Here is a 23,470-nt window from a genome sequence, read left to right on the forward strand (position 1 = left end):
ATGGATAATGAAGCTTTAATAGATTCTATTTCAAATTTTAAATATGAAAAAAAAATAGATAAAATAAATCTTATATCTATTTTGGAAGAATCTATACGATGCGTATTAAGAAAAAAATATGATTCTTCTAAAAATTATGACATTATTTTTAATCCAGATCAAGGAGATTTAGAAATTTGGAGAAATCGGGTAGTGGTTCCAGATGGAATGATAAGAAATCCTAATAAAGAAATAGAATTAGCTCATGCGAAAAATATAGAAAAAGATTTTGAAATAGGAGAAGAAGTAACAGAAAAAGTAGAATTACAATCATTAGGTAGAAGATCCATTTTGTCATTAAAACAAAATTTAAATGCAAAAATAAATGAATATGATAATACAAATATTTATAATAAATTCAAACATAAAATAGGAGAAATTATCAATGTAGAAGTATATCATATTTTATCAAAACATGTCATTGTAAGAGATGATGAACAAAACGAAATGGTTTTACCGAAAACAGAACAAATTCCTAAAGATTTTTTTATAAAAGGTGATCCAATTCGAGCATTAGTGAAAAAAGTAGAATGGAAAGATCATAAACCTTTTGTTATTCTGACTAGAAAAGATGATTCTTTTTTAGAAGAAATTTTTAAACTAGAAATACCAGAAATATCTGATGGATTAATTACTATAAAAAAAGTAGCAAGAATACCGGGAGAAAAAGCGAAAATTTCGGTAGAATCTTACGATGATCGTATTGATCCAGTTGGAGCTTGTGTTGGAATGAAAGGGTCTCGAATCCATCCAATTGTCAGAGAATTAAAAAATGAGAATATAGATGTAATAAATTATACATCTAATCTTCAATTATATATTACAAGATCCTTAAGTCCAGCTAAAGTATCTATGATGAATATAAATGAAAAAGATAAAAATGTGAATGTATATGTTCAACTTGAAGAAATATCTAAAGCTATTGGAAAAAATGGACAAAATATCAAATTAGCAAGTCAGTTAACTGGTTATAAAATCCATATATTTAGAGATTTTCCATATGAAGATGATGTAGAATTATCGGAATTTTCTGATGAAATTAATTCAAAAATTTTGAGAAGTTTTTACAAAGCAGGATTAAGTACAGCTAAATCCATTTTAAATCATCAAAAAGATGATTTGAAAAAGATTACCCATCTTGAAGAAAAAGTAATAATAGAAGTCATTTCTATATTAAGAAAAGAATTTGAAGGAGAATTAAATAAAATATGAATTTTTTGATAAATTGTTATTATGACTAATAAAATCAGATTAAAAATAATTTTAAGAAAACTTAATATTTCTTTGAAAAGAGTAATGAGTTTTTTAAAAAAAAAAGGAATTGAAATAGAAAATAATCCTAACGCAAAAATAGAAGAGAAACTATATAAATCTATCGTAAAAGAATTTCAAAATTATAGAAATATTCAAAACAAATCAGAAAATACATTTTTGAAAAAAAAAATAGAAAAAGAAAAACCAACAAAAAAACAATTAAAATCAAATAATAATCATCATGTTACAAATAATAAATATAAAAAATTAATTAGATTAAACAAAAGAAAAAACATTCAAGTTGATGAATTAAATAAAAAAAAATATGAAAATAAAAAAAAACCTGAACACATCAATACTATATATCAAAAATTAGAAGGTGTCATGTTAACTGGAGATCGTATTGATTTATCTCAATTTGAGAAAAAAAAAACAAGAAAAAATAATTATAAAAAAAAAAGGAAAAGAATAAAAAAAGAAATTCTCATTCATGAAATGAAAAATACTTCTATTCAAAAAAAACAACATAGAAATGGAAAAAATAATTATAAAAATATATTTCATGATAAAAAAATAGAAAAATACAGAAATAAAAAAAAAATTACTGATAAACAAGTAGAAAAACAAATAAAAGAAACTCTAGAAAAATTATCTTCTAAAGGAATAAAATCAAAACAATCCAAAATTAGAAGAGAAAAAAGACAAGAAAAAAAAGAAAAGAAAAATATTCAAAAAAATGTAGAAAAAAAAAAAAAAGAGAAATTATTAAAAATAGCCGAATTCACTACAGTAAATGAATTATCATCCATGATGAATGTAAATGCAACTGATGTTATTATGTCTTGCATGTCTTTAGGAATTATGGTAACGATGAATCAAAGATTAGATGCTGAAATATTAACTTTAGTAGCGGATGAATTCGGATATGATGTTGAATTTATTGGATTAGATTTAGAAGAAGCAATACAAGAAAATAAAGATTTAGAAAAAGATTTAAAACCAAGAGCACCTATTATAACAGTTATGGGTCATGTAGATCATGGAAAAACATCATTATTAGATTATATTAGGAATACAAATGTGATCGCAGGTGAATCTGGTGGAATAACTCAACATATTGCAGCGTATAGTGTAGAATATTCTTCTTCTCAAAAAATTACATTTTTAGATACTCCAGGACATGAAGCTTTTACTGCTATGCGTGCAAGAGGCGCTCAAATAACAGATATTGTTATTATAGTTATAGCTGCAGATGATGAAGTGATGCCACAAACCAAAGAAGCAATTAGTCATGCTCAAGCAGCTAATGTTCCTATTATTTTTGTCTTTAATAAAATAGATAAATCAAACGCAAATTCGGATAAAATTAGAGAACAATTATCAGGTTTAAATTTTTTAGTGAAAGAATGGGGTGGAAAATATCCTACTCAAGAAATATCAGCAAAATATGGAAAAGGTATAGATATTTTATTAGAAAAAGTATTATTAGTATCTGATTTATTAAATTTAAAAGCAAATCCTAATAAACCAGCTTCAGGTACTGTGATAGAAGCTTCTTTAGATAAAGGTAGAGGTTACATTACGACTATACTTGTACAAAACGGTTCTTTGAAAATTGGAGATTATGTATTAGCAGGTATAAATCATGGAAAAATTAAAAATATGTTAGATGAAAGAGGACAATCCGTATCTATAGCAGAACCATCTAAACCTGTTACTGTATTGGGATTAAATGGAGCACCTACAGCAGGAGATAAATTTAAGGTTTTTGAAGATGAAAAAGAAGCCAAACAGATAGCTTCTAGAAGAGAACAATTACAAAGAGAACAAAATATACGTGCACAAAAACATCTAACCTTAGATGAAGTAGGTAGACGTATAGCTTTAGGAGATTTTAAAGAATTAAAAATAATCCTGAAAGGAGATGTAGATGGTTCAGTTGAAGCTATAGCAGATTCAATTCAAAGATTATCTACAGATAAAATTATGATTAATATTATTTATAAAGGAGTTGGACAAATTACAGAATCAGATGTCTTATTAGCTAGTGCTTCAGATGCTATTATAATTGGATTCAATGTACGACCCAATATTAGTTCTAAAAATATAGCAAGAAAAGAAAATATAGAAATAAGAACTTATTCCGTAATATATGATATTACAAATGATCTAAAAGAAGCAATGGAAGGTCTACTTTCTCCAGAAAGAAGAGAAAATATATTAGGAAATGCTGAAGTAAGAGAAATTTTTAGAATTCCAAAAATGGGAACTATAGCTGGATGTATGGTGATAGAAGGTAAATTATTTAGAAAAGCAAAATTACGATTAATTCGTAATGGAATAGTTATCCATAATGGAGAATTTATTTCGTTAAAACGATTTAAAGAAGATGTAAGAGAGGTACAAAAAGGTTATGAATGTGGAATAGGTATTAAAAATTGTTATGATATAAAAAATGGAGATATTATTGAAGTATATGAAATTTTATCATCAGATGAAAAAAATTAACATTTATGTATAGAACTCATAATTGTGGAGAATTATGTAATAAATACTTAAATCAGGATGTAACCTTATCTGGATGGATCCATCAAATACGAAATTTTGGTTCTATATTTTTTGTAGATATTCGAGATTTTTTCGGTATAACTCAACTGATTATATCGAAAAAAATATTACATACTGATTTCTTTTTAAGAAAAGAATACTTAATTCAAGTGAAAGGAAAAGTACTGAAAAGATTATCTCGTAATTATAATCTATATACAGGAGAAATTGAAATATTAGTATCTAAAATAGATATTTTAAATAAATCACTTTTACCTCCATTCTCTATAGAAGACAATACAGATGGAAAAGAAATAGATAGAATGAGATATCGATACCTTGATATCAGAAGAAATCCTATAAAAAATAATTTAATTATTCGTCATAATTTAATGTTAGAAGTACGAAATTTTCTTTCTCAAAAAGGATTTTTGGAAATAGAAACACCTATTTTAGTTAATTACACTCCTGAAGGTTCACGAAGTTTTTTAGTTCCTTCTAGAATACATATGGGAAAATTTTATGCTCTGCATCAATCTCCTCAGATATTCAAACAATTATTAATGATTGGAGGAATTGATAAATATTTTCAAATTGTAAAATGTTTCCGTGATGAAGATTCGCGGTCGGATAGACAAATAGAATTTACTCAAATAGATTGTGAAATGTCTTTTGTTAAAGTTCATGATGTATTAGTTTTTTTTGAAAGTTTTATTAAACATATTTTTAAAACAATCAAAAATTATGAATGGAAAAAAAAAATACCTATAATTTCATATTGTGATGCTATTAAAATGTATGGATCTAATAATCCAGATATACGATTTGGAATGAAATTTGTGAAATTAAATCATATAGTGAAAGAAAATAACATCAACTTTCTTAAATCCAAAAAATTGGTAATAGGGATCAAAATTAAAAATATTGATGATATAGATAATAATTTAATTAATTTTTTATTAAAAAAAATTAATAAAAAGAATAATTTTTTTTGGATAAAATGTTTGATTGAAAATCAAATATTATCATCAAATAATGTTCAAATAAACCAAAATTTTTCCAAATTTTTGATAAAATATTTTAAAGCAAATCCTGGAGATTTATTATTTGTATCTTATGGAGAAAAAAAAGATTCGCGAAAATTACTAAGCGAAATACGTATAGAAATAATTAAAAAATTAAGTTTAAAAAACAAAAATAATTATGAACCATTATGGATCATAGATATTCCATTATTCAAATGGGAAAAAAAAGAAAAAAGATTTAAATCAGTTCATCATCCCTTTACGAAGCCAAAAGATGAAGATCTTCATTTTTTGTCTATCAACCCCAAAAAAGTTCGTTCTCAATCCTATGATTTAGTTATAAATGGAATGGAAATTGGAAGTGGTTCGATTCGAATTCATAACAAAAAAATCCAAAATTTAATTTTTCAACATTTAGGTTTTTCATTAAAAGAAATTAAGTCAAATTTTGGTTTTTTTACCCATGCATTTGAATATGGAGCACCTCCTCATGGGGGAATTGCTTTTGGTCTAGATAGATTAATATCTATTTTGTTAGGAGGAGAAAATATAAAAAATTTTATTGCTTTTCCAAAAAATAATGAAGGAGAAGATGTAATGACAAATTCTCCAACTTTTTTCAATAACAATATATATAATTAATGGTTTTTTTTATATCGTAGGCAAGATTTTTCATATGATTGAATAGCTTCTTTTTGATTTTTCCAATCTCCTATTTTTACTTTTTTATTTTCTAAATCTTTATATACCATAAAAAAATGTTCTATTTCTTTTTTCCTGTGTGAAGGAATTTCTTCTATATTATTAATCATATTATAATTTGGATCATGAATAGGAACACATATTATTTTTTCATCGTATCCTTTTTCATCTGTCATAGAAAAAAGTCCAATAGGTTTTACTGTGATTACACATCCTGGTACCGTAGATTCTGTTAAAAAAACTAATACATCAAGTGGATCTCCATCAAGAGAAAGTGTTTTTGGAATAAAACCATAATCAGTAGGGTAATTCATAGAAGAATATAAAACTCTATCTAAACGAATGAGATTTAATTTTTTATCGAATTCATATTTATTTCTACTTCCCTTTGGAATTTCAATTAATACATCAAAATTTATTTCCATAATATTTTTATATTTTTGTACAACAACTAAATTTTTCTAAATATAAAGCTACTTTTTTCACAAATTGACCTCCTAACATTCCGTCTATTACACGATGATCGTAAGAATGTGACAAATAAATTTTATATCTTATTCCAAAAAAATCACCTTTGGAATCTTCTATTATAGATAGTTTTTTTTGTATCATTCCTATAGCCATAATAGCTACTTGTGGTTGATGTATAATTGGAGTTCCAAAAATATTTCCGAAACTACCAATATTACTTATTGTATAAGTTCCACCTTGAGTTTCTTCAGGTTTTAATTTATTGGATCTTGCTCTTTTTATTAAATCATTGATAATTTTTATTAATCCAAACAAATTATAAGAATCAGCATATTTAATAACAGGTACAATTAAATTTCCATTAGGCAAAGAGGTTGCTATTCCAATATGGATTTCTTTTTTTTTAATAATATATTCACCATTTACAGAAATGTTAATCATAGGATGATCTTTTATAGCTTTTACTACGCTTTCTACAAAAAAAGACATTAACGTTAATTTTTCTCCTGTATTTCTTTGAAAAGATTCTTTCGTTTTTTCTCTCCATTTCACAATATTTGTAATATCTGCTTCAACAAAAGAAGTTACATGAACTGATGTTCTTGTACTATTTATCATATTCATGGATGTTATCTTTCGAATCCTATCCATTTCTAAAATTTTATCATTTTTTTTATTGATATCATAATCATGTGAATATAAAGAAAAACTTTTTTGATGATTTTCTATATTATTCCAATTAGAAAATTGATTTGTTTCTTTTTTCTTTTTATGATAGATATATTCTAATATATCTTTTTTTGTAACACGACCATAATATCCAGTTCCTTTTATCGTATCTAATTCATAGATACTGATTCCTTCTTTATATGCAATTTTTCGAACAAGAGGAGAATAAAATCGTTTTGTTTTTTCTAAAAAAATTTTTTTATCATTTTTAATAATTTTTCCATTTTTTATTTCCAAAATAGCTATAGACATTCCTACTTTAACTACTTGATTAGGAGAAAATAATTTTTTTTTTAAAATGCCATTTACTGGAGAAAATATCTCAGAATCTACCTTATCTGTAGCTATTTCTAATAAAACGTCTTCTTTGTTTATATAGTCTCCCTCTTTCTTTAACCAACGAATAATAGTTGCTTCGGATATACTTTCACCTATGGATGGAAGTGGTAAATTATATTCAGCCATCTAAATTTATCGTTTTATATTTTTTTTAGACATTATTATAATAATCTAACTATATTAGTTTATAGAATTAAAAGAAAAGTTATAGATTCAAAAATAATAAATTCATTTTAAAAAATGAAAATTCTCTCTTCAGATCAAATAAAAAAAGTAGATCAATATTGTATTGATTCCGAATCCATTTCTCGTATAGAGTTGATGGAAAAATCTGCAAAAAGTTGTTTTAACTGGATTATTCAACATTTAACAAAAAATAACACTCCATTTATAATATTATCAGGTGTTGGAAATAATGGAGGGGATGGACTCGCATTAGCAAGAATATTATATATACATGGATTTCAAGTATCCGTATATATTCTCAATGTTTCTAATCATTATTCCGATGAATTTTTAATAAATAAAAATAAAGCTTTAAAATATGGAATAAAATTAGAGAATATTTATCAAGGAGATGTATTTCCTATTTTAAATAGAAAAAGTTATCTGATTGATTCCATTTTTGGAATAGGATTCAATCGAACAATAGGAAACTTTTGGAAGAAGTTTATTCATTTTATAAATGAAAAAAAATTTCGATCGATTATTTCTATAGATGTTCCTTCCGGTATTTTTATTGAAAAACAAAATCATACATATGACGATATTATACAATCAAATTATACATTAACTTTTGAAGTACCTAAATTACCTTTTTTTTTACCATCTTATGATAAATATGTTGGAAAATGGTTTATATTAAATATTGGTTGGAAGAATCATTATATAAAAAAAATGTATACCAAAAATTTTTATATAGATGAATATTATATTAAAAAAATTAAAAAAAAAAGAGAAAAATTTTCACATAAAGGAAATTATGGTTATGGAGTTTTAATAGGTGGTAGTTATGGAATGATCGGATCTATTATCCTTTCTGGAAAAGCTAGTATTCGAAGTGGCATAGGAAAATTGATTTTATATACACCTCATTGTGGATACTCCATTATTCAAAATCAGATACCAGAAGCAATCATTCAAACGGATAAAAATAAAAATTATATAAGTAATATTGTCTCATTGCCCAATAATATCAATTCTATAGGAATTGGAATGGGTATGGGGACTAATTACCATACAAAGTATGCATTAGAATCTTTTTTGATGAAATGTAATAAAAATATACCAATAGTTATTGACGCAGATGCTATAAATATTATAGCAAAACATTTAAATTTATTAAATTATCTTCCTCATGAATCTATTATTACTCCTCATCCAAAAGAATTTTCTAGAATATTTGGAATATGGAAAAACGATTATCAAAAACTACAAATGTTAACAAACATATCCAAAAAATATAATATTTTTATTATTTTAAAAGGTGCACATACTATCATATCTACTCCAGATAAAGAACTTTATTTCAATAGTACGGGAAATCCAGGTATGGCTACTGCAGGAAGTGGTGATGTACTTTCTGGTATCATTGTCAGTTTATTATCTCAAGGTTATTCTCCAAAAAATTCATGTATAATAAGTGTATATCTTCATGGATTATCAGGTGATATTGCAAAAAATCAATTTAATGAAGAATTTATCACATCTACAGATATTATTCATTATCTTTCAAAAGCCTTTCAAAAAATTTGAATTTTAATTTTCCGAAATATATAATAAGTAATTGCATAAGATATAATTATAATTTCTATTAAAAAACTAATTATATAAATGTAATCTCCATGTTTTGTATAAAAAGTTTTTATATTATTTACAGAAATTTTTCTATATAGAAATCCTTTTTTTCCATAAGGAAACATAGATAAAATATCTCCTCTTTCATTAATAAAACAAGAAACGCCTGTATTTGCAGATCTTGCTATACATTTTCTATTTTCAATAGCTCGGAGACGAGCATAATATAAATGTTGTTTATGACCTTGAGATTTTCCCCACCATCCATCATTAGTAATGATAACCATTAAACCTGCATTTTTTCTAAAAAATTTTGAAACGTACTCACCAAATACAGATTCGTAACAAATAATAGGAGCTATTTTCATTTTTAAATACGGATGTTGAAAAACTGATATATTGTTGTCTTTTCCAAGTTCAATCACCCCACCTCCAAAATCTAACATTAAATCATCACCAAATATAGATGAAAAAAAATCTTTATAAGGAAAAATTTCTACAGCAGGTACTAATTTTGATTTGTGATGATAATATACTTTTTTTTGATATGCTCCTATTTGAATTACTGAATTAAAAATATTAATCCATTCAATACTATCCATACATTCACTTATAAAAAAAGAAATGGGAAATTTATTTCTACCATATTTTTCTTGTCCTTTTTTATAAGCAAATGCAAATAGTTCTATGCCTGTAATAAATATTGTTTTTGGAGATTTTTTTTTCAAGTATCTTTTGAAGAGACAAATCATTCTATTTTTATTAATCTCATTGATTGAAATTTTATATCCATATCCAGGAAAAGCAGTTTCAGGTGCTACTACTATCATTGATTTATTCTTAGATATTTTTTTATCCATTAATCTCTGAAATTCATAAATCAATCTTTGTGTTGTATAATGATATTTTTGATGATATGGATCAATATTGGGTTGCAAAATTAACATATCAACAGAATTTTTATACTTTTTTACTCCATATTGTATATATAAAATACTTGAAAGACATATCATTAAAAAAATCTTTGCAAGATTGATCAAAATGTTATTATATAAAATAAAATGATTTTTTTCTTTTTGATATTTCAATATAGTTTTTAAAAACCCTATGTTCACTAACCATATCCATAAAGTTCCTCCTAAAGTACCTGTATATTCATACCATTGAATCCATTCTACTCGATTAGAAAATCCATTACCTAAATTTAACCATGGCCAAGATAATTCCCATTCTAAATGAAGTTTTTCAAATAAAATCCATAAACACACTAAACAGATATATCCTATATTTCTATTTTTTGCCATTCTTTTTATACATGAAAACAAAGTAAAAACAAATGACATCATAAAAGAATTTAAACATACAGGAAATAAATATGCTATTAAAACAATAGATCCATTACGTTTTTTTGCATAATGTAACCACCATGTCGTTACTGAGTTCCATATTGAAAAAGAAACTAAAGAAAGTATAAAAACGAACAATAAAGAATTTTTATTCAATTTTTCCTCTATATAAAGTAAAGGAAGAAATGCAATAAACAAATAAATAGGATTTCCTTCTGTAGGCCATCCAATAGATAATAAAATTCCTGAAAAGATACTATATAATAAAAAATGAATTTTTTTTATTTTGTGTATAATATTTGAATAGTCAAAAAAAAATGGAGTTGGCGGGATTTGAACCCGCGTCCAAACAATTAATGTAAAAAATTTCTACATATTTATTCAAGATCTATTATTTCCATTTTTATTCAAATCTTGAATTCCGAATAAAAAGTAAGATTCCAAAAAAAAATATCAGAAAATTTAAGAATCATTCATTTTCCTATCCTTATAAATTATCCAGTATTTCTATTTCAGAAATCATAAGGAAAAACTTCTGAGAAATACTTTGCTTCTACTTTATTTGTAGATAAAGCTTAAAAATAAAAATCCTAAGCAGCAAAAGCGTATTGTTCTTTTTCGCCGTTTATTATATAATGTTGTAACGTTGGATTTTCGTGTAAAACCTTACGTAACACGATATGCTTATTTCTACATTTATTTTTGTCTGTCAAATCCAAATCAACCCCAAATCAATAATTTACAAAATTAAATATTTTTTTCTAAATCAGAAAATTTTTTAGAAAATACCATTTTTTAAACAAAATTTATCCGATTAGATAAATCCAATCTTAAAAATAAAAAAATTAAAATAGTAAAAGACCATAATGAAGAACCTCCATAACTGAAAAATGGAAGAACAATTCCTATTGTTGGAAAAATTCCCATAGCCATTCCTAAATTTATAATTAAATGAATTAAAAAAATATTTCCTACAGAATATCCAAATATTCTTCCAAAAGAATCATTTTGTTTTTCAGATAAAAAATAAATACGACTAATAAATAGTAAATAAAATATGATTAATAAAGTACTACCCAAAAAACCCCATTCTTCTCCTACAGTGCAAAAAATATAATCAGTATGTTGTTCAGGAACAAATCTTCCTTTTGTAATAGTACCTCTACGAAATCCTTTTCCTATCAATTTACCAGATCCAATAGCTGTTTTAGAATATAATAAATTATATCCTATATTGTCTCGATATTTTTTATTGGATTCATCGCGAAATAATATATTAATTCTATCTCTATGATGTTTTTTTAAAAAATTATGAAACAATATGGGAGAAGTTATAGAAAAAATAGAAAAAATTATAAACAAAAAAGTATAGAAACACATTTTAAAATAGATATTTTTTTTTTTTTTTAAAAGAAAAAAAACGAAAAATATAACAAATAAAATAGGAATAACAATCCATTGTGATATATTTATAGATATTAAAAATAAAAATATAAAACATAATAAATAAAATATGAAAGAAATAGATATAAAATTTTCTCTATATAAAGTTAAAATAAAAGATGAAAAAATTATAGAAGATCCTGGATCAGGTTGCATAAGTATTAAAATCAAAGGAAAGATTAATATTATATAGACATATATGTATATATATCTCATTTGTTTTACCTTATGTTTATTAAGAATATAAGATATCATAAGAGACGTTGTAATTTTTGCAAATTCGGAAGGTTGAAAACTAATAGGACCTAATACATACCATGATTTTGATCCATTAATACTCTTACCAAAAAAGAAAATACTAATTAATAAAACTAATGTATATATAAATAAAAATGGAGATAATTTTTTATATTGAATTGGTTTCAATAAAAAGATAAAAAATATAAAAATAAAACTAAATAAAATCCATAAAATTTGTTTTTCATATTTTTCTTGAGATACAGAATATAAATTAATACATCCAAAAAACACGATAAAAGTATAAAAAATAACAATAATATAATCTATATTTTTAAATAATAGACTAATATTTCTTTTTATCAAAGGATTGTTTTCCATATAAATTATTCATTCTTTTTATTTTCGCTATAGTAGAATAAACATTATGTAATCCCGAATTCATTATTCTATTTTCTAAACTTTTTCTATTTATATTATTATTTATATATTTCTCTGCAACTAAACTAGCTATAGGACCTGCCCATTTTGATCCAAAACCACCATTCTCTATAATAACTGATATCGCAATTTGAGGATGATTTACAGGAGCAAATAATATAAAAATAGAATGATCAGGTAACGATACAATTTTATGATTTTTTTTAATAAAATTTTGAGAAGTTCCTGTTTTTCCTGCCATTTTAAGATTTGAAGACCTAAAATTTTTTCCGGTTCCAATTAAAAATACTTTTTCCATTCCGTGAATAATAAAATCAAAATACTTTTTATTTACTTTAGTAAATTTAGCTTGAATAAAATGAGAATTATATACTTTTTTATGATTAATTTTTTTTACAAGATGTGGTGTATAAAAAAAACCTTTATTTGCTATTGCACAAACCATATTAGCTAATTGAACAGGTGTTACGTTTATTTCACCTTGTCCAATACTATTGGATATAATAGTAATAGCATTCCATTTTTTTTTACCATATTTTTTATTGTAATAATCCCCAGAAGGAATCATTCCTTTTTCTCCAGTTGCTAAATCATTATAAAAATAACTTCCAAATCCAAAACTTTTCATAATATGATACCATTCATTGACACCTTTTGCTAAATCTTTAGGATATTTTTCCACAATACGTTTATATACTTGTGCAAAATAATTATTACAAGAAATTGCTGTAGCAGTTTCAATACCTATAGGAACTCCATGAATACCAGAATGACAATGAATTATTTTATTTCCATATCGAAACCCTTTATAACATATAAAAGTGGTATTATTTTTTACTACACCCATTTGAAGTCCAGCTAATTCTATTAATAATTTAAATGGAGATGCAGGAGGATAACGAACTTGTGTTGTTCGATCTAAAAATGGATTATCAATCGTATCTTGTATTAATCTTCTAAATTCTCTATTTCTATTTATGCCTACAAATAAATTAGGATTATTAATAGGGCTAGAAACTAATGAAAGTATTTCTCCATTTTTAGGATTGATAGCTACTATACTTCCTTTTTTTTGGAACATCAGTTTTTCTGCATAGTTTTGTAAACTTTGGTCTATAGTTAATGAAATGTCATAGCCACTTATAGATTTTATATTATTTTTTTTATTATTATAACTTCCTATGATACGTCCATTTCTATCTTTCATCCAATATTTAATTCCTTTTTTTCCTCTTAGAACTTTTTCATAAGATTTTTCGACACCAGTCCATCCAATCATATCTCCTATCTGATAATAATTAGATTCATTTTGAATATTTTTTGGAGAAACTTCTCCAATATATCCTAAAATATTAGTAGATCCTTTTACTTTATAATCTCTCAAGAATCTTTTTGTACAATCAAATCCTCTATATTTATAGAGTTTTTCTTGAATAGTAGCAAATTGTTCTTTTGAAATAAATGGAATTAAAACGGAAGGTAGATATTTTGAATAGGATTTAGCCTTGTTCAAATTTTGAAAAAAAATATTTTTTTTAATTCCTATCAAATTGCAAAATTCTATTACATTAAAATTATCCTCTATAAGAACTGGTATAACAATTAATTCATAAATTGATTTATTAAATACTAATAATTTTTCGTTTCTATCAAAAATTAAACCTCTTTCAGGTATAATCGTTTCTTGTTTAATAGAAGTATTAAAAGCATTCAAAATATATTTATCAGTATAGATTTGCAAATAATACAATCTTCCTATAAAAACTATTCCTATAAAAATTAGAAGAGTATAAAATTTATGTAATTTTTTCAATGTTAAATTCTTCTAAAGAAGAAATATATAATACATAAAATAGTTGTAAAAATACTTATAAATATTTTTCTTAAAAAAAAAATACTATGAAAATTATGAATATTTTTGAATGATTCTAATGTCCATAATGTTATATTATGTAATATAACTATTGAAAATATATAACAAATTTTTTTTAGAAAAGATAAATGATAAACCGATAAATATTTTTTATTTGTAAAATGATTACCATTAAATAATTGAATAACATATGATCTTAAAAATGCACATAATGTAATAGAAAAAGCATGAAACCCTATTGTATTCATGCAATGATCCATAATCCATCCCAATAAACATGAAATACATAAAAATAGATATTTATTCCATTTATGTGGATATACCAAAATAAATAGAATATAAAAGTAACACCCTACAAAAAAAATTTTTAATACCAATATTTGAATAAATAAAAGAAAAAAAATGCAAAATGTAGAAATAAAAAAATTTTTAATAAAATTCATTCTTTATTCTCAACTATATGAACAGAATCCCATTCTTTCTTCAAAAGATTTTTAACAACGTAAGCATTTCCCACAGTATAAAAATTAGAAAATAATCTTACTTTGATAACATAAGAAGAATTTTCTTCATCAAATTTATAAGAATCTACGGTTCCAATTGGTATTCCTTCAGGAAAAGTAGAAGATTTTCCATCTGTTTCCACTAAATCTCCTTTATGAATTAAACAATATTTAGGTATGTCATATAAAATAACATGTTTATAATCTATACCATCCCAACTAAGAATTCCAAAATATTTATTTTTTTTTAATCTAGCGTTTACTTTTATTTTAGAATTTAAAATAGAAATAGCAGTGCTAAAATGTTTAGTTGTTTTAATAATAATTCCACCTATTCCATTTGGAAATATAATACCCATATCTGGATATACTCCATTAATACTACCTTTATTTATAGTTAAATAATTTTCTTTCTCATGAATACTATTATTAATAATTTTTACCGGTGTGAATACATATTCTTGTAAATAATTCACATCCTCTTTTTTAAAATCTTTAGATATTGTATCAATTTTAGATAAAATATTTTCGTTATGTAAACGGGTATTTTCTTCTATAAGTTTTTGATTTTCAATTTTCAAAAGTAAAAAATCCTGTATTTTATATATATTTTCATATATATTTCCTATTATATAATGAGAAGAACCATAATAAACATTTTGAATTAATTTTGAGTTTGAAAAGGAAATAACTAAAGCTATAGTTTCTAAAATAAAAAAAAATATAAAAAAACGGAATTTTAAAATGATAATAAAAAATTCACGCATTATTATAATTATTTCATTAAAAATGTAAACTTATCAATATTTTTTAAAGCTACTCCAGTTCCTTTTACAACAGATCTTAATGGATCTTCTACTAAAAAAACAGGTAATCCCGTTTTTTTAGAAATTCTCTGATTTAAACCTCTTAAAAGAGATCCACCTCCAGCCATGTAAATACCAGTCTTATATATGTCTGCTGCTAATTCTGGAGGAGTTCTTGATAAGGTTTCCATGACTGCATCTTCAATCCTCAAAATTGATTTGTCAAGTGCTGGAATAGTTTCTTTATAAGAAATACTCATTTCTTTCGGTTTTCCTGTTGGTAAATCTATTCCTTGTATATGAATATCCTCTGGCGGAATTTCTATATCTTCTATTGCAGCTCCTATATCTATTTTTATTTTTTCTGCAGTTCTTTCTCCAATATAAAAATTGTATTTAGAACGAAGAAAATAAGCAATATCATTAGTAAAAACATCTCCAGCTATTTTTATAGATTTTTGACAAACAATTCCACCTAAAGCAATTACGCCACATTCTGTAGTTCCTCCTCCTATATCTATAATCATATTACCTTCCGCTTTAGTTACAGAAATACCAGAACCTATAGCTGCAGCCATAGGTTCTTCAATAAGATATACATCTTTTGCATTCAAATGTTGAGCAGAATCTTTCACTGCTCTTTTTTCTACTTCAGTTATTCCTGATGGAATACATATAACCATTGTTAATGATGGATTAAATATTTTATTATTTATTCCTGGAATTTTTTTAATAAACTCTCTTATCATAAGTTCTGCAACTTGATAATCCGCAATTACTCCATCTTTTAATGGTTTGTATATTTTAATATTTTCATGTGTTTTTCCTTGCATTTTTTTTGCTTTATCTCCTACTGCTAAAACTTTTTTAGTTCTTACATCTATAGCAATGATAGATGGTAAATCAACTATAATTTTATCATTATGCATAATAAGCGTATTGGCAGTACCTAAATCAATAGCTATTCCTTGATTAAATAAACCTTTCATAAAATTTACGACTAATCCCATGAATATATTTTTTATGAAAATATTTCTTTCTAATTTAAATAAAAAATACAGTTTTTCAGTATATTAATATTTTATATAAGTTATTTTAATTTTTTTTTATGAAGAAAAAACATTATGTCTTTTTAATGCAGGGAAGTAATAATGGCGATAGAAAAAAATATTTAGAGGATTCTTTCATTTTGATACAAAAAAATATTGGAAATATCATTCAAAAATCATCTTATTTTGAAAGTGAAGCATGGAATATGAAAAAAAATACTCCTTTATTTTATAATAGAGTTTTACATGTGGAAACAATATATTCTCCTATTTTCATTTTGAAAACTATTTTTAGTATCGAAAAAATGATAGGAAAAGAAACCCATATTCAATCTATGAAAAAAACAGTTTATAAGAATAGAAAAATAGATATAGATATTTTATTGTATGATTCGATTATCATGAATAGTAATTTATTAACAATACCACATCCTATGCTTCATTTGCGAAAATTTGTTTTATTACCTATGTCTAATATAATTCCAGAAAAAATTCATCCTATATTGAATAAAAGTATTGTAGAAATTTTAGGATTATGTTCAGATAGTTTAATAGTAAAAAAAATAAATATTTAAAATAATTTTTTTTTGAATAAACTAGTTTTAGTGTCAAATTATAATCCTAATTTTTAATTCAATGTTAATAAATTTAATTTAAAAAAATATTATTATTATTACTATTTTAAATGCTAGAATTATGAACAATGTAAAATTTTTAATTTATTTTCTATCATTCTTTTTACCAAAAAAAAATATTTTAAATATCAATAATTTATTTTCATCGTTTAATACAAATTGAAGTATTATAACAAAATCATATTATATTATTTATATGTTTCATATCCTGATAAAAAAAAGGATACTATTCTTAAAAAAAAAAAAACAAGTATTTTTAAAAAAAATTATAAGTTATAATCAAAAAAAAATATGAGTTTAAAGAAAATATCGATCAATAAAATTCCTTCTTATGGAGCGTATAGCACATGTGTACTTGTCCATAATTTTTTGTTTATTTCCGGACAAATAGGTATAAATATGAATGAAAATTTTAAAAAAAAAAATTCAAATTCTATAGAAATCGAAACAAAAAAAATAATGAATAATTTAAAAATCATTCTTTTAGAAAATCGAATGAATTTTCAAAACATAGTAAAAACAACGATATTTTTAATTGATATTCAACAGATTCAAAAGGTGAATCAAATATATTCTAACTTTTTTAAAAATAAAGAATATCCTTCTAGAGAAATAATAGAAGCATCAGCACTCCCAAAAAATGCTAACATAGAAATATCTATGATCGCATATAAATCCAAGTTATAAAATTGAATATTATTTTATTTTCTTGAAAAAAAAATTCTTTGAATTAAAAAATATGAATGAATTAGAGAAAAAATTGATTCCATATCAAATTCAATTCAATCTTATTTTGATGAAAATCATAGTAGATCTTTTGAGAAGAAATTATATATATCCTCTTGATGAATCTCATTGCAAAATGATAGAAAAAAAATATCGAACCATTTCATTCCTATTTATTTAGTCTCAATTAGCAATTGATTTTATACAAAGTATTTAAAAATTATCTAGATGTTATACTGGAATCTAACAATAGATATATTGCAAAAATGTTTATTATGATAATAAATATATTTTTATGAATAGAATGAAAAATAAAAAAATGAATAATCGTTTAAAATCCTTTTTTCCTTGTATTAAACTTAATTAAATCAATTATTTATATAATACTTTAACAGTAAAATCATTTTGTATTAAATTAAAATCTATTTAATATCCTTATGTAATTATATGACAAAATATACATTTTTTAGAAAAAAATGTACCCAAAAAAAGTATGAATAATTTTATATGAAACACCAATGAAATTGGAACAAAAATAAAAAATTCTTTCATTTGAATATTATAAATTATTTTCTCTATTTTGATAATAGAAAAAAAAATCAAATATGAAAATCCTATTATAGTGAATTTATATTCTATAATAGAATTATGAATTTTTTTTGGAAAAATGATGAAATAATTGTATTATAAATGGGGATATTTTATTGTTTATTCTGTATAAATTCTTTTCGTATTTTACCTTCTGTTAAATATTTCTAAAAAAAAAATACAAAAAGTATATTCGCTTATTCTTAATAGTTTTAATTAAAAATAAATAACATCATTGAGATTTTTTATTGAATTGTCCTATAATGGAAAAAATTTTCATGGATGGCAAATACAAAAAAGGGTAAAAACAATAGAGGATACTGTTGAATATTGTTTATCTAAATTATTAAAAGAATCAATTAATATAATTGGTGCTGGAAGAACAGATAAAGGAGTACATGCAAAACAAATGTTTGCTCATTTTGATTATGAAAAAAATATAAAAAATAATTTTGTAAAAAGAATCAATATATTTTTACCTAAACATATTAAAATTATCAAAATTATTCCAGTGAAGAAAAATATACATGCTAGATTTCATGCTATAAGTAGAACATATAAATACTACATTGAAAATGTAAAAAATCCATTTAATCAAGATTTTTCTTGGTATTGTGCTTATTCATTAGATTATGAAAAAATGAATAAAGCATCTAAAATATTATTATCTTATAAAGACTTTAGCACTTTCCGAAAAGGAGAAAAAAAAAAGATAATTGGACAAAATAACATATGTCATATATATTATGTTTCTTGGAAAAAAATATATGATACTTTATGTTTTACTATTGAATCTAATAGATTTTTAAGGTCTATGGTTAGATCTATTATTGGAACACTTATTGATGTTGGAAGAAATAAAATTACTATAAATGAATTTATAAAAATTATCGAATTAAAAAATTCTGATTATTGCAGTTCAATAGTTCCAGCTTGTGGTTTATTTTTATATAAAATATCTTATCCAGACAATATATTTTTATGAAATAAAAATAGATATATTATGATTGAACCAATACATAATAAATATTGATTGTTATTGAAAATAAAATGAATTCTTTATTAAGAATAATATATTTATTTTGTTCAACGTTTTATACGTACAAAAAATATTTGTAATTATTATAATTCATGGGTTTTGATTATGTAATATAAATAATTAAATCAAGATATGAAAATATATATGAATTTTTATAAAAAATAAATAATGAAACAAATATTATACAATAAACTAATTTATACTTGAATACTTATATATGTTTTTTTGATCATTTTATGAAACCAATTTTCCATTACATTTTGTATTTTTACTTCTTTAATAATAGATTCTATTTTTTTAAAATCCTGATCTGATAAGCTCGAATCTGATTTAATTCGATCTATTAGTTGAATAATAAAAAAAGCTTTTTTTCCATCAAAATTTCCAAGAAAAGGTCTTGTAATTTCACCTTTTTTTATAGTATGAAGCATTTCTTTGATATCTTTTGGAAGTTGTTTTTCATTAATCCAATTTTTATATTGAAAATAATTCTTCACACATTTATTTTTTATTCCTATATCTTCTAATTTTATCCAATTTCTTAAAACCATTTTTCTAGACAATTCTAAAAATGATTTTGTTTTGAAATAATCATTATTAGAATATTTTTTTTGAATAGAAATACAATCTATATCAATAAAATTTTTTTCTTTCTTAATTAATTTTATCAAATAGAACTTATCCCCATGTTTGAATGGTCCAAATACTTGATTTTTTTTTGAATGAAAAAATAATTTTTTATATGAATACGGTATTATATTTATATTTATTTTTTTAAATGACATATTTTTACAAATAAAAAAACGTAAAAATGGATGTTTAAATAAAATAGACGGATCAACTCCTTTCACCATTTTTGTTTTGATCTGTGTTAAAAAATTTAAAATTTTTTTTTGTTTTATTTTATTTTTTTTTATAAAAAAAATGGAAGAATTTATATACATTTTTTCTTGATCATCAAAAATTTTGTTTTTGTGTTTGATGATAAAATATTTAATTTCATCTGGAGATACTTCTATATTACTTGTTATTTTATAATATAATTCTTCTATATACATATTATTTCTTACTACATCCCTGATTGTATTGAATAAATCTTTTTCATTGTTCTTATTATTGAAATAATATTCTTTATTTTCACATTGATTAATTTTGTCTAAAAAAATTAAATTAATTCTGAATTTCAATTCTTTTTCATTAATTTCAATATTTGGATCTCTTTTTGCATGATACATCATTAATTTTTGCAGTAATAAATCATTAAATATTTTAAAAAAATCTTTATTTTTACTGATTTTTCTCATTTCAGATTCTAAAATGATTTCATCACCTACTATAGCGTATATTCCATCTACTTTTTCCATAGAAAAAGATATTTGAAACAATCCAATGGTTATTATTAAAAATAACAATATCATGAAAATACGTTTCATAAAATATTTATTAAAAATAATATAGACTTTCATTCGAAAATTAAATAAAAATAAAAATTATGATACTAAAAACAAAAAATTTATACAAAAAATACAATAAAAAATATATAATAAAAAATATTTCTTTACAATTAAAACAGGGTGAAATAGTAGGTTTAATTGGACCTAATGGTGCAGGAAAAACTACTATTTTTTACACTTTAATAGGATTAATCCATCCAGAAAAGGGCTCTCTATTTCTTGATACAGAGGATATAACAAATCTTCCTTTATATAAACGTTCTCGAAAAGGTCTTGGATATTTATCTCAAGATCCATCTATTTTCAGAAGATTATCTGTAGAAGATAATATTTTATCCATATTAGAAATGCATAAAAAATATTTTAAAAATAAAAAAGAAATAACGGAAAAACTTTTAAAAGAATTAGGAATACAAAAAATTAGAAAAAATCAAGGCTATTCTCTTTCTGGAGGAGAAAGAAAAAAAACTGAAATTGCTCGATGTCTAGCTATAAATCCTAAATTAATTTTATTAGATGAACCTTTTTCTGGGATAGATCCTATGACAATAGAAGAATTACAAAAAATTTTTATTACATTGAAAAAAAAAAATATAGGAATTTTAATTACAGATCATAATATCAAAGAACTGTTTTCTATAACAGATCGTATGTATTTAATATATAAAGGAAAAATTTTAAAAGAAGGTACTTCAAAAGAAGTAATGAAAGATCCATTTGTAATAAAAATTTATTTAGGAAGTTATTTTAAAAAATGGAAAATTTAAATGTATCATCGTTTTAAAGGCCCAGAAATAGAATTATTCCTTAATGGAACTCCACCTCCTTTTAATAAAGATTTTTGTGGAAAAAAAATATTTTCTGTGAATGGTTCATTTTATTATTTAAAAAAATATGGAATACCAATTGATTATATTATTGGAGATTTTGATTCTCTATTAAAAAAAGATATTCATATGAAAAAAATTACACAATATAACACTTATAATCAAAAATATACAGATTTTGATAAAGCTTTGAATATTATCCAAAAAAAGGGTTTTTTAAACGTCAACGTTTGGGGTGCTAGTGGAAAAGAACAAGATCATTTTTTAGGAAATTTATCTACGGCTTTAAAATATAAAAAACAATTATCTATCATTTTTCATGATGAATATCATGTATATTTTTTTTCTGAAAAAATAAATTATTTTTATATAAAACAAAACAAAAAAGTATCGTTATTTCCATTTCCAAAAGTAAATGGATTAAAAACGACGGGTCTCCAATATTGTATTCAAAATGAAATACTAGAAATAGGTAGAAATATAGGAATAAGAAACATATCTATCGATAAAAAAATTCAAATTAAATATAAAAAAGGAGAATTATTAATTTTTATAGAAAAATAACAAATTCATTTTTTTTGATAAAAACTGAGATTAGGTACGCAACCTATATATTATTTTCTGTATTTGTTTTTCAGATTGTTTTAAAAGATATTTTTCTTTTTCATTTAATTTTAATTCTATAATTCGATCGATTCCACTTTTTCCTATAACAACAGGAACTCCTAAACATATATTATGTATATTATATTCTCCTTTTAATAATATAGAACAAGGAAATATTCGTTTACTATCTTTTATAATAGCTTCAATTATTTCCACAATCGATATACTGGGAGCCATCCAAGCAGAATTTCCTATATAATTAATAATTTCTTCTCCTCCTTTTTTTGTCTTATTTATAAGAATATCATTTTCTATTTCTGATATGAATTCGGTAATTGGAATACCAGATATAGATGTATATCTATATAAAGGGACCATTGTATCACCATGACTTCCTAAGAATAAAGATTGTATATCATAAGATGATACATTTAATTTCTTAGATAAAAAATATTTATATCTTGCACAATCTAAAATTCCAGCCATACCTATGATGCGAAAACGACTAATTTTTGCATTTATATAACATATGTATGTCATAATATCTAATGGATTGGATACAACTATAAATTTAGCATTTGGAGATAAATGTTGAGATTTTTTAGTAACAGAAGCAATAATATTCATATTACATTGAACTAAATCATCACGACTCATATTTGCTTTCCTTGTGATTCCACAAGTAATAATGATTATTTCAGAATTTCTCGATTTAGAAAAATCACAGTGAAATCCCCATACTTTTGTATTTGATCTTGTAATTGGAGTCATTTGTGATATATCTAAACTTTTACCTTCAGATAGTTTTTCTTTAGAATCTAATAAAATAATTTCATCGACTATGTCCTTTTGAGCTAAAATACTAGCACAAGTAGCACCTACATTTCCAGAACCAATAATAGTAACTTTCATTTACTTTTTTAATTATTACAAATATAATAAAATACCATATCAAATCGATCAAATTTGAATGAAATAATAACATAAAATTTAC

20 protein-coding genes and 1 other RNA gene are annotated in these 23,470 nt (G+C 23.3%); 10 read left to right on the plus strand and 11 right to left on the minus strand.

Going from position 1 to position 23,470, the window contains the following annotated elements; genetic code table 11:
- The 3 genes from nusA to aspS are packed head-to-tail and all read left to right on the plus strand — an operon-like array spanning position 1 to position 5,507.
- A complete protein-coding gene (gene nusA, locus H0H35_RS00005; protein ID WP_185882934.1) occupies positions 1 to 1,251 on the plus strand; it encodes a transcription termination factor NusA in 1,251 nt (416 codons plus the stop codon).
- Positions 1,252 to 1,272: 21 nt separating this feature from the next.
- A complete protein-coding gene (gene infB, locus H0H35_RS00010; RefSeq protein ID WP_185882935.1) occupies positions 1,273 to 3,801 on the plus strand; it encodes a translation initiation factor IF-2 in 2,529 nt (842 codons plus the stop codon).
- 5 nt (positions 3,802 to 3,806) lie between these two features.
- Positions 3,807 to 5,507 carry an aspartate--tRNA ligase gene (gene aspS, locus H0H35_RS00015; RefSeq protein WP_185882936.1) on the plus strand — a complete coding sequence of 567 codons (1,701 nt, stop codon included), beginning with the start codon at positions 3,807 to 3,809 and terminating at the stop codon, positions 5,505 to 5,507.
- Here the strand turns inward: aspS and H0H35_RS00020 are convergent.
- Together H0H35_RS00020 and H0H35_RS00025 are read right to left on the minus strand one after the other, a co-directional pair.
- Positions 5,504 to 5,992, minus strand: coding sequence for an inorganic diphosphatase (locus tag H0H35_RS00020; protein ID WP_185882937.1), 489 nt, complete (start codon positions 5,990 to 5,992; stop codon positions 5,504 to 5,506). The genes aspS and H0H35_RS00020 overlap by 4 nt on opposite strands.
- Before the next feature lie 7 nt (positions 5,993 to 5,999).
- On the minus strand, positions 6,000 to 7,232 hold the full coding sequence (locus tag H0H35_RS00025) for a dihydrolipoamide acetyltransferase family protein (protein ID WP_185882938.1): 1,233 nt from the start codon (positions 7,230 to 7,232) through the stop codon (positions 6,000 to 6,002).
- A gap of 114 nt (positions 7,233 to 7,346) precedes the next feature.
- On the opposite strand from H0H35_RS00025, the gene H0H35_RS00030 reads away from it, so the two are divergent.
- Positions 7,347 to 8,861 carry an NAD(P)H-hydrate dehydratase gene (locus H0H35_RS00030; protein ID WP_185882939.1) on the plus strand — a complete coding sequence of 505 codons (1,515 nt, stop codon included), beginning with the start codon at positions 7,347 to 7,349 and terminating at the stop codon, positions 8,859 to 8,861.
- Here H0H35_RS00030 and lnt read toward each other — a convergent pair.
- The 7 genes from lnt to H0H35_RS00065 all read right to left on the minus strand — a co-directional run bounded on the left by lnt (position 8,849) and on the right by H0H35_RS00065 (position 16,562).
- Entirely contained in the window at positions 8,849 to 10,447 is a 1,599-nt protein-coding gene (gene lnt, locus H0H35_RS00035; protein WP_238892328.1) for an apolipoprotein N-acyltransferase, read from the minus strand. The two genes, H0H35_RS00030 and lnt, sit on opposite strands and share 13 nt — an antisense overlap.
- 117 nt (positions 10,448 to 10,564) lie before the next feature.
- Positions 10,565 to 10,977: a transfer-messenger RNA gene (ssrA, locus tag H0H35_RS00040) on the minus strand.
- Positions 10,978 to 11,044: 67 nt separating this feature from the next.
- The gene (rodA, locus tag H0H35_RS00045; protein WP_238892330.1) at positions 11,045 to 12,310 is read right to left on the minus strand and encodes a rod shape-determining protein RodA; all 1,266 of its coding nucleotides are present in this window, start codon (positions 12,308 to 12,310) and stop codon (positions 11,045 to 11,047) included.
- Positions 12,276 to 14,183 (minus strand): penicillin-binding protein 2, encoded by a 1,908-nt coding sequence (gene mrdA / locus H0H35_RS00050; protein ID WP_185882940.1) that lies wholly within the window; start codon positions 14,181 to 14,183, stop codon positions 12,276 to 12,278. The genes rodA and mrdA overlap by 35 nt, the downstream gene beginning before the upstream one ends.
- Before the next feature lie 2 nt (positions 14,184 to 14,185).
- Entirely contained in the window at positions 14,186 to 14,491 is a 306-nt protein-coding gene (locus tag H0H35_RS02830; protein ID WP_238892332.1) for a hypothetical protein, read from the minus strand.
- A 191-nt stretch (positions 14,492 to 14,682) separates the two neighbouring features.
- Entirely contained in the window at positions 14,683 to 15,513 is an 831-nt protein-coding gene (gene mreC, locus H0H35_RS00060) for a rod shape-determining protein MreC (protein WP_185882942.1), read from the minus strand.
- An 8-nt stretch (positions 15,514 to 15,521) separates the two neighbouring features.
- Complete coding sequence (locus tag H0H35_RS00065; protein WP_185882943.1) at positions 15,522 to 16,562, minus strand: rod shape-determining protein; 1,041 nt, start codon at positions 16,560 to 16,562, stop codon at positions 15,522 to 15,524.
- A gap of 98 nt (positions 16,563 to 16,660) precedes the next feature.
- On the opposite strand from H0H35_RS00065, the gene folK reads away from it, so the two are divergent.
- The 4 genes from folK to truA all read left to right on the plus strand — a co-directional run bounded on the left by folK (position 16,661) and on the right by truA (position 19,535).
- Positions 16,661 to 17,176 (plus strand): 2-amino-4-hydroxy-6-hydroxymethyldihydropteridine diphosphokinase, encoded by a 516-nt coding sequence (gene folK, locus H0H35_RS00070; protein WP_185882944.1) that lies wholly within the window; start codon positions 16,661 to 16,663, stop codon positions 17,174 to 17,176.
- A gap of 351 nt (positions 17,177 to 17,527) precedes the next feature.
- Entirely contained in the window at positions 17,528 to 17,923 is a 396-nt protein-coding gene (locus H0H35_RS00075) for a RidA family protein (RefSeq protein ID WP_185882945.1), read from the plus strand.
- A gap of 52 nt (positions 17,924 to 17,975) precedes the next feature.
- Positions 17,976 to 18,143 carry a hypothetical protein gene (locus H0H35_RS00080; protein ID WP_185882946.1) on the plus strand — a complete coding sequence of 56 codons (168 nt, stop codon included), beginning with the start codon at positions 17,976 to 17,978 and terminating at the stop codon, positions 18,141 to 18,143.
- Positions 18,144 to 18,785: 642 nt separating this feature from the next.
- Positions 18,786 to 19,535, plus strand: a complete 750-nt coding sequence (gene truA, locus H0H35_RS00085) for a tRNA pseudouridine(38-40) synthase TruA (protein WP_185882947.1) — start codon at positions 18,786 to 18,788, stop codon at positions 19,533 to 19,535.
- Between the two features lie 251 nt (positions 19,536 to 19,786).
- Here truA and H0H35_RS00090 read toward each other — a convergent pair whose 3' ends face one another.
- Positions 19,787 to 21,007, minus strand: a complete 1,221-nt coding sequence (locus tag H0H35_RS00090) for a peptidylprolyl isomerase (protein WP_185882948.1) — start codon at positions 21,005 to 21,007, stop codon at positions 19,787 to 19,789.
- Between the two features lie 74 nt (positions 21,008 to 21,081).
- Between H0H35_RS00090 and lptB the strand changes: the two genes are divergently transcribed.
- Positions 21,082 to 21,810, plus strand: coding sequence for an LPS export ABC transporter ATP-binding protein (gene lptB / locus H0H35_RS00095; RefSeq protein ID WP_185882949.1), 729 nt, complete (start codon positions 21,082 to 21,084; stop codon positions 21,808 to 21,810).
- Entirely contained in the window at positions 21,811 to 22,434 is a 624-nt protein-coding gene (locus H0H35_RS00100) for a thiamine diphosphokinase (protein ID WP_185882950.1), read from the plus strand.
- 30 nt (positions 22,435 to 22,464) lie between these two features.
- On the opposite strand, the gene H0H35_RS00105 is transcribed toward H0H35_RS00100, so the two are convergent.
- Complete coding sequence (locus H0H35_RS00105) at positions 22,465 to 23,388, minus strand: malate dehydrogenase (RefSeq protein WP_185882951.1); 924 nt, start codon at positions 23,386 to 23,388, stop codon at positions 22,465 to 22,467.
- Positions 23,389 to 23,470 lie beyond the last annotated feature (82 nt).

Source organism: Blattabacterium cuenoti (assembly GCF_014252435.1).
In the GTDB taxonomy this organism is placed as follows: domain Bacteria; phylum Bacteroidota; class Bacteroidia; order Flavobacteriales; family Blattabacteriaceae; genus Blattabacterium; species Blattabacterium cuenoti_X.

Coding starts and splice junctions, on each gene's coding strand:
- H0H35_RS00030 (WP_185882939.1), top strand. CDS start 7,347: ATGAAAATTCTCTCTTCAGATCAAATAAAAAAAGTAGATCAATATTGT.
- H0H35_RS00105 (WP_185882951.1), bottom strand. CDS start 23,388: ATGAAAGTTACTATTATTGGTTCTGGAAATGTAGGTGCTACTTGTGCT.
- mreC (WP_185882942.1), bottom strand. CDS start 15,513: ATGCGTGAATTTTTTATTATCATTTTAAAATTCCGTTTTTTTATATTT.
- H0H35_RS02830 (WP_238892332.1), bottom strand. CDS start 14,491: ATGAATACAATAGGGTTTCATGCTTTTTCTATTACATTATGTGCATTT.
- H0H35_RS00080 (WP_185882946.1), top strand. CDS start 17,976: ATGAATGAATTAGAGAAAAAATTGATTCCATATCAAATTCAATTCAAT.
- infB (WP_185882935.1), top strand. CDS start 1,273: ATGACTAATAAAATCAGATTAAAAATAATTTTAAGAAAACTTAATATT.
- folK (WP_185882944.1), top strand. CDS start 16,661: ATGAAGAAAAAACATTATGTCTTTTTAATGCAGGGAAGTAATAATGGC.
- H0H35_RS00100 (WP_185882950.1), top strand. CDS start 21,811: ATGTATCATCGTTTTAAAGGCCCAGAAATAGAATTATTCCTTAATGGA.
- H0H35_RS00025 (WP_185882938.1), bottom strand. CDS start 7,232: ATGGCTGAATATAATTTACCACTTCCATCCATAGGTGAAAGTATATCC.
- aspS (WP_185882936.1), top strand. CDS start 3,807: ATGTATAGAACTCATAATTGTGGAGAATTATGTAATAAATACTTAAAT.
- rodA (WP_238892330.1), bottom strand. CDS start 12,310: ATGGAAAACAATCCTTTGATAAAAAGAAATATTAGTCTATTATTTAAA.
- H0H35_RS00065 (WP_185882943.1), bottom strand. CDS start 16,562: ATGGGATTAGTCGTAAATTTTATGAAAGGTTTATTTAATCAAGGAATA.
- nusA (WP_185882934.1), top strand. CDS start 1: ATGGATAATGAAGCTTTAATAGATTCTATTTCAAATTTTAAATATGAA.
- H0H35_RS00090 (WP_185882948.1), bottom strand. CDS start 21,007: ATGATATTGTTATTTTTAATAATAACCATTGGATTGTTTCAAATATCT.
- lptB (WP_185882949.1), top strand. CDS start 21,082: ATGATACTAAAAACAAAAAATTTATACAAAAAATACAATAAAAAATAT.
- H0H35_RS00075 (WP_185882945.1), top strand. CDS start 17,528: ATGAGTTTAAAGAAAATATCGATCAATAAAATTCCTTCTTATGGAGCG.
- H0H35_RS00020 (WP_185882937.1), bottom strand. CDS start 5,992: ATGGAAATAAATTTTGATGTATTAATTGAAATTCCAAAGGGAAGTAGA.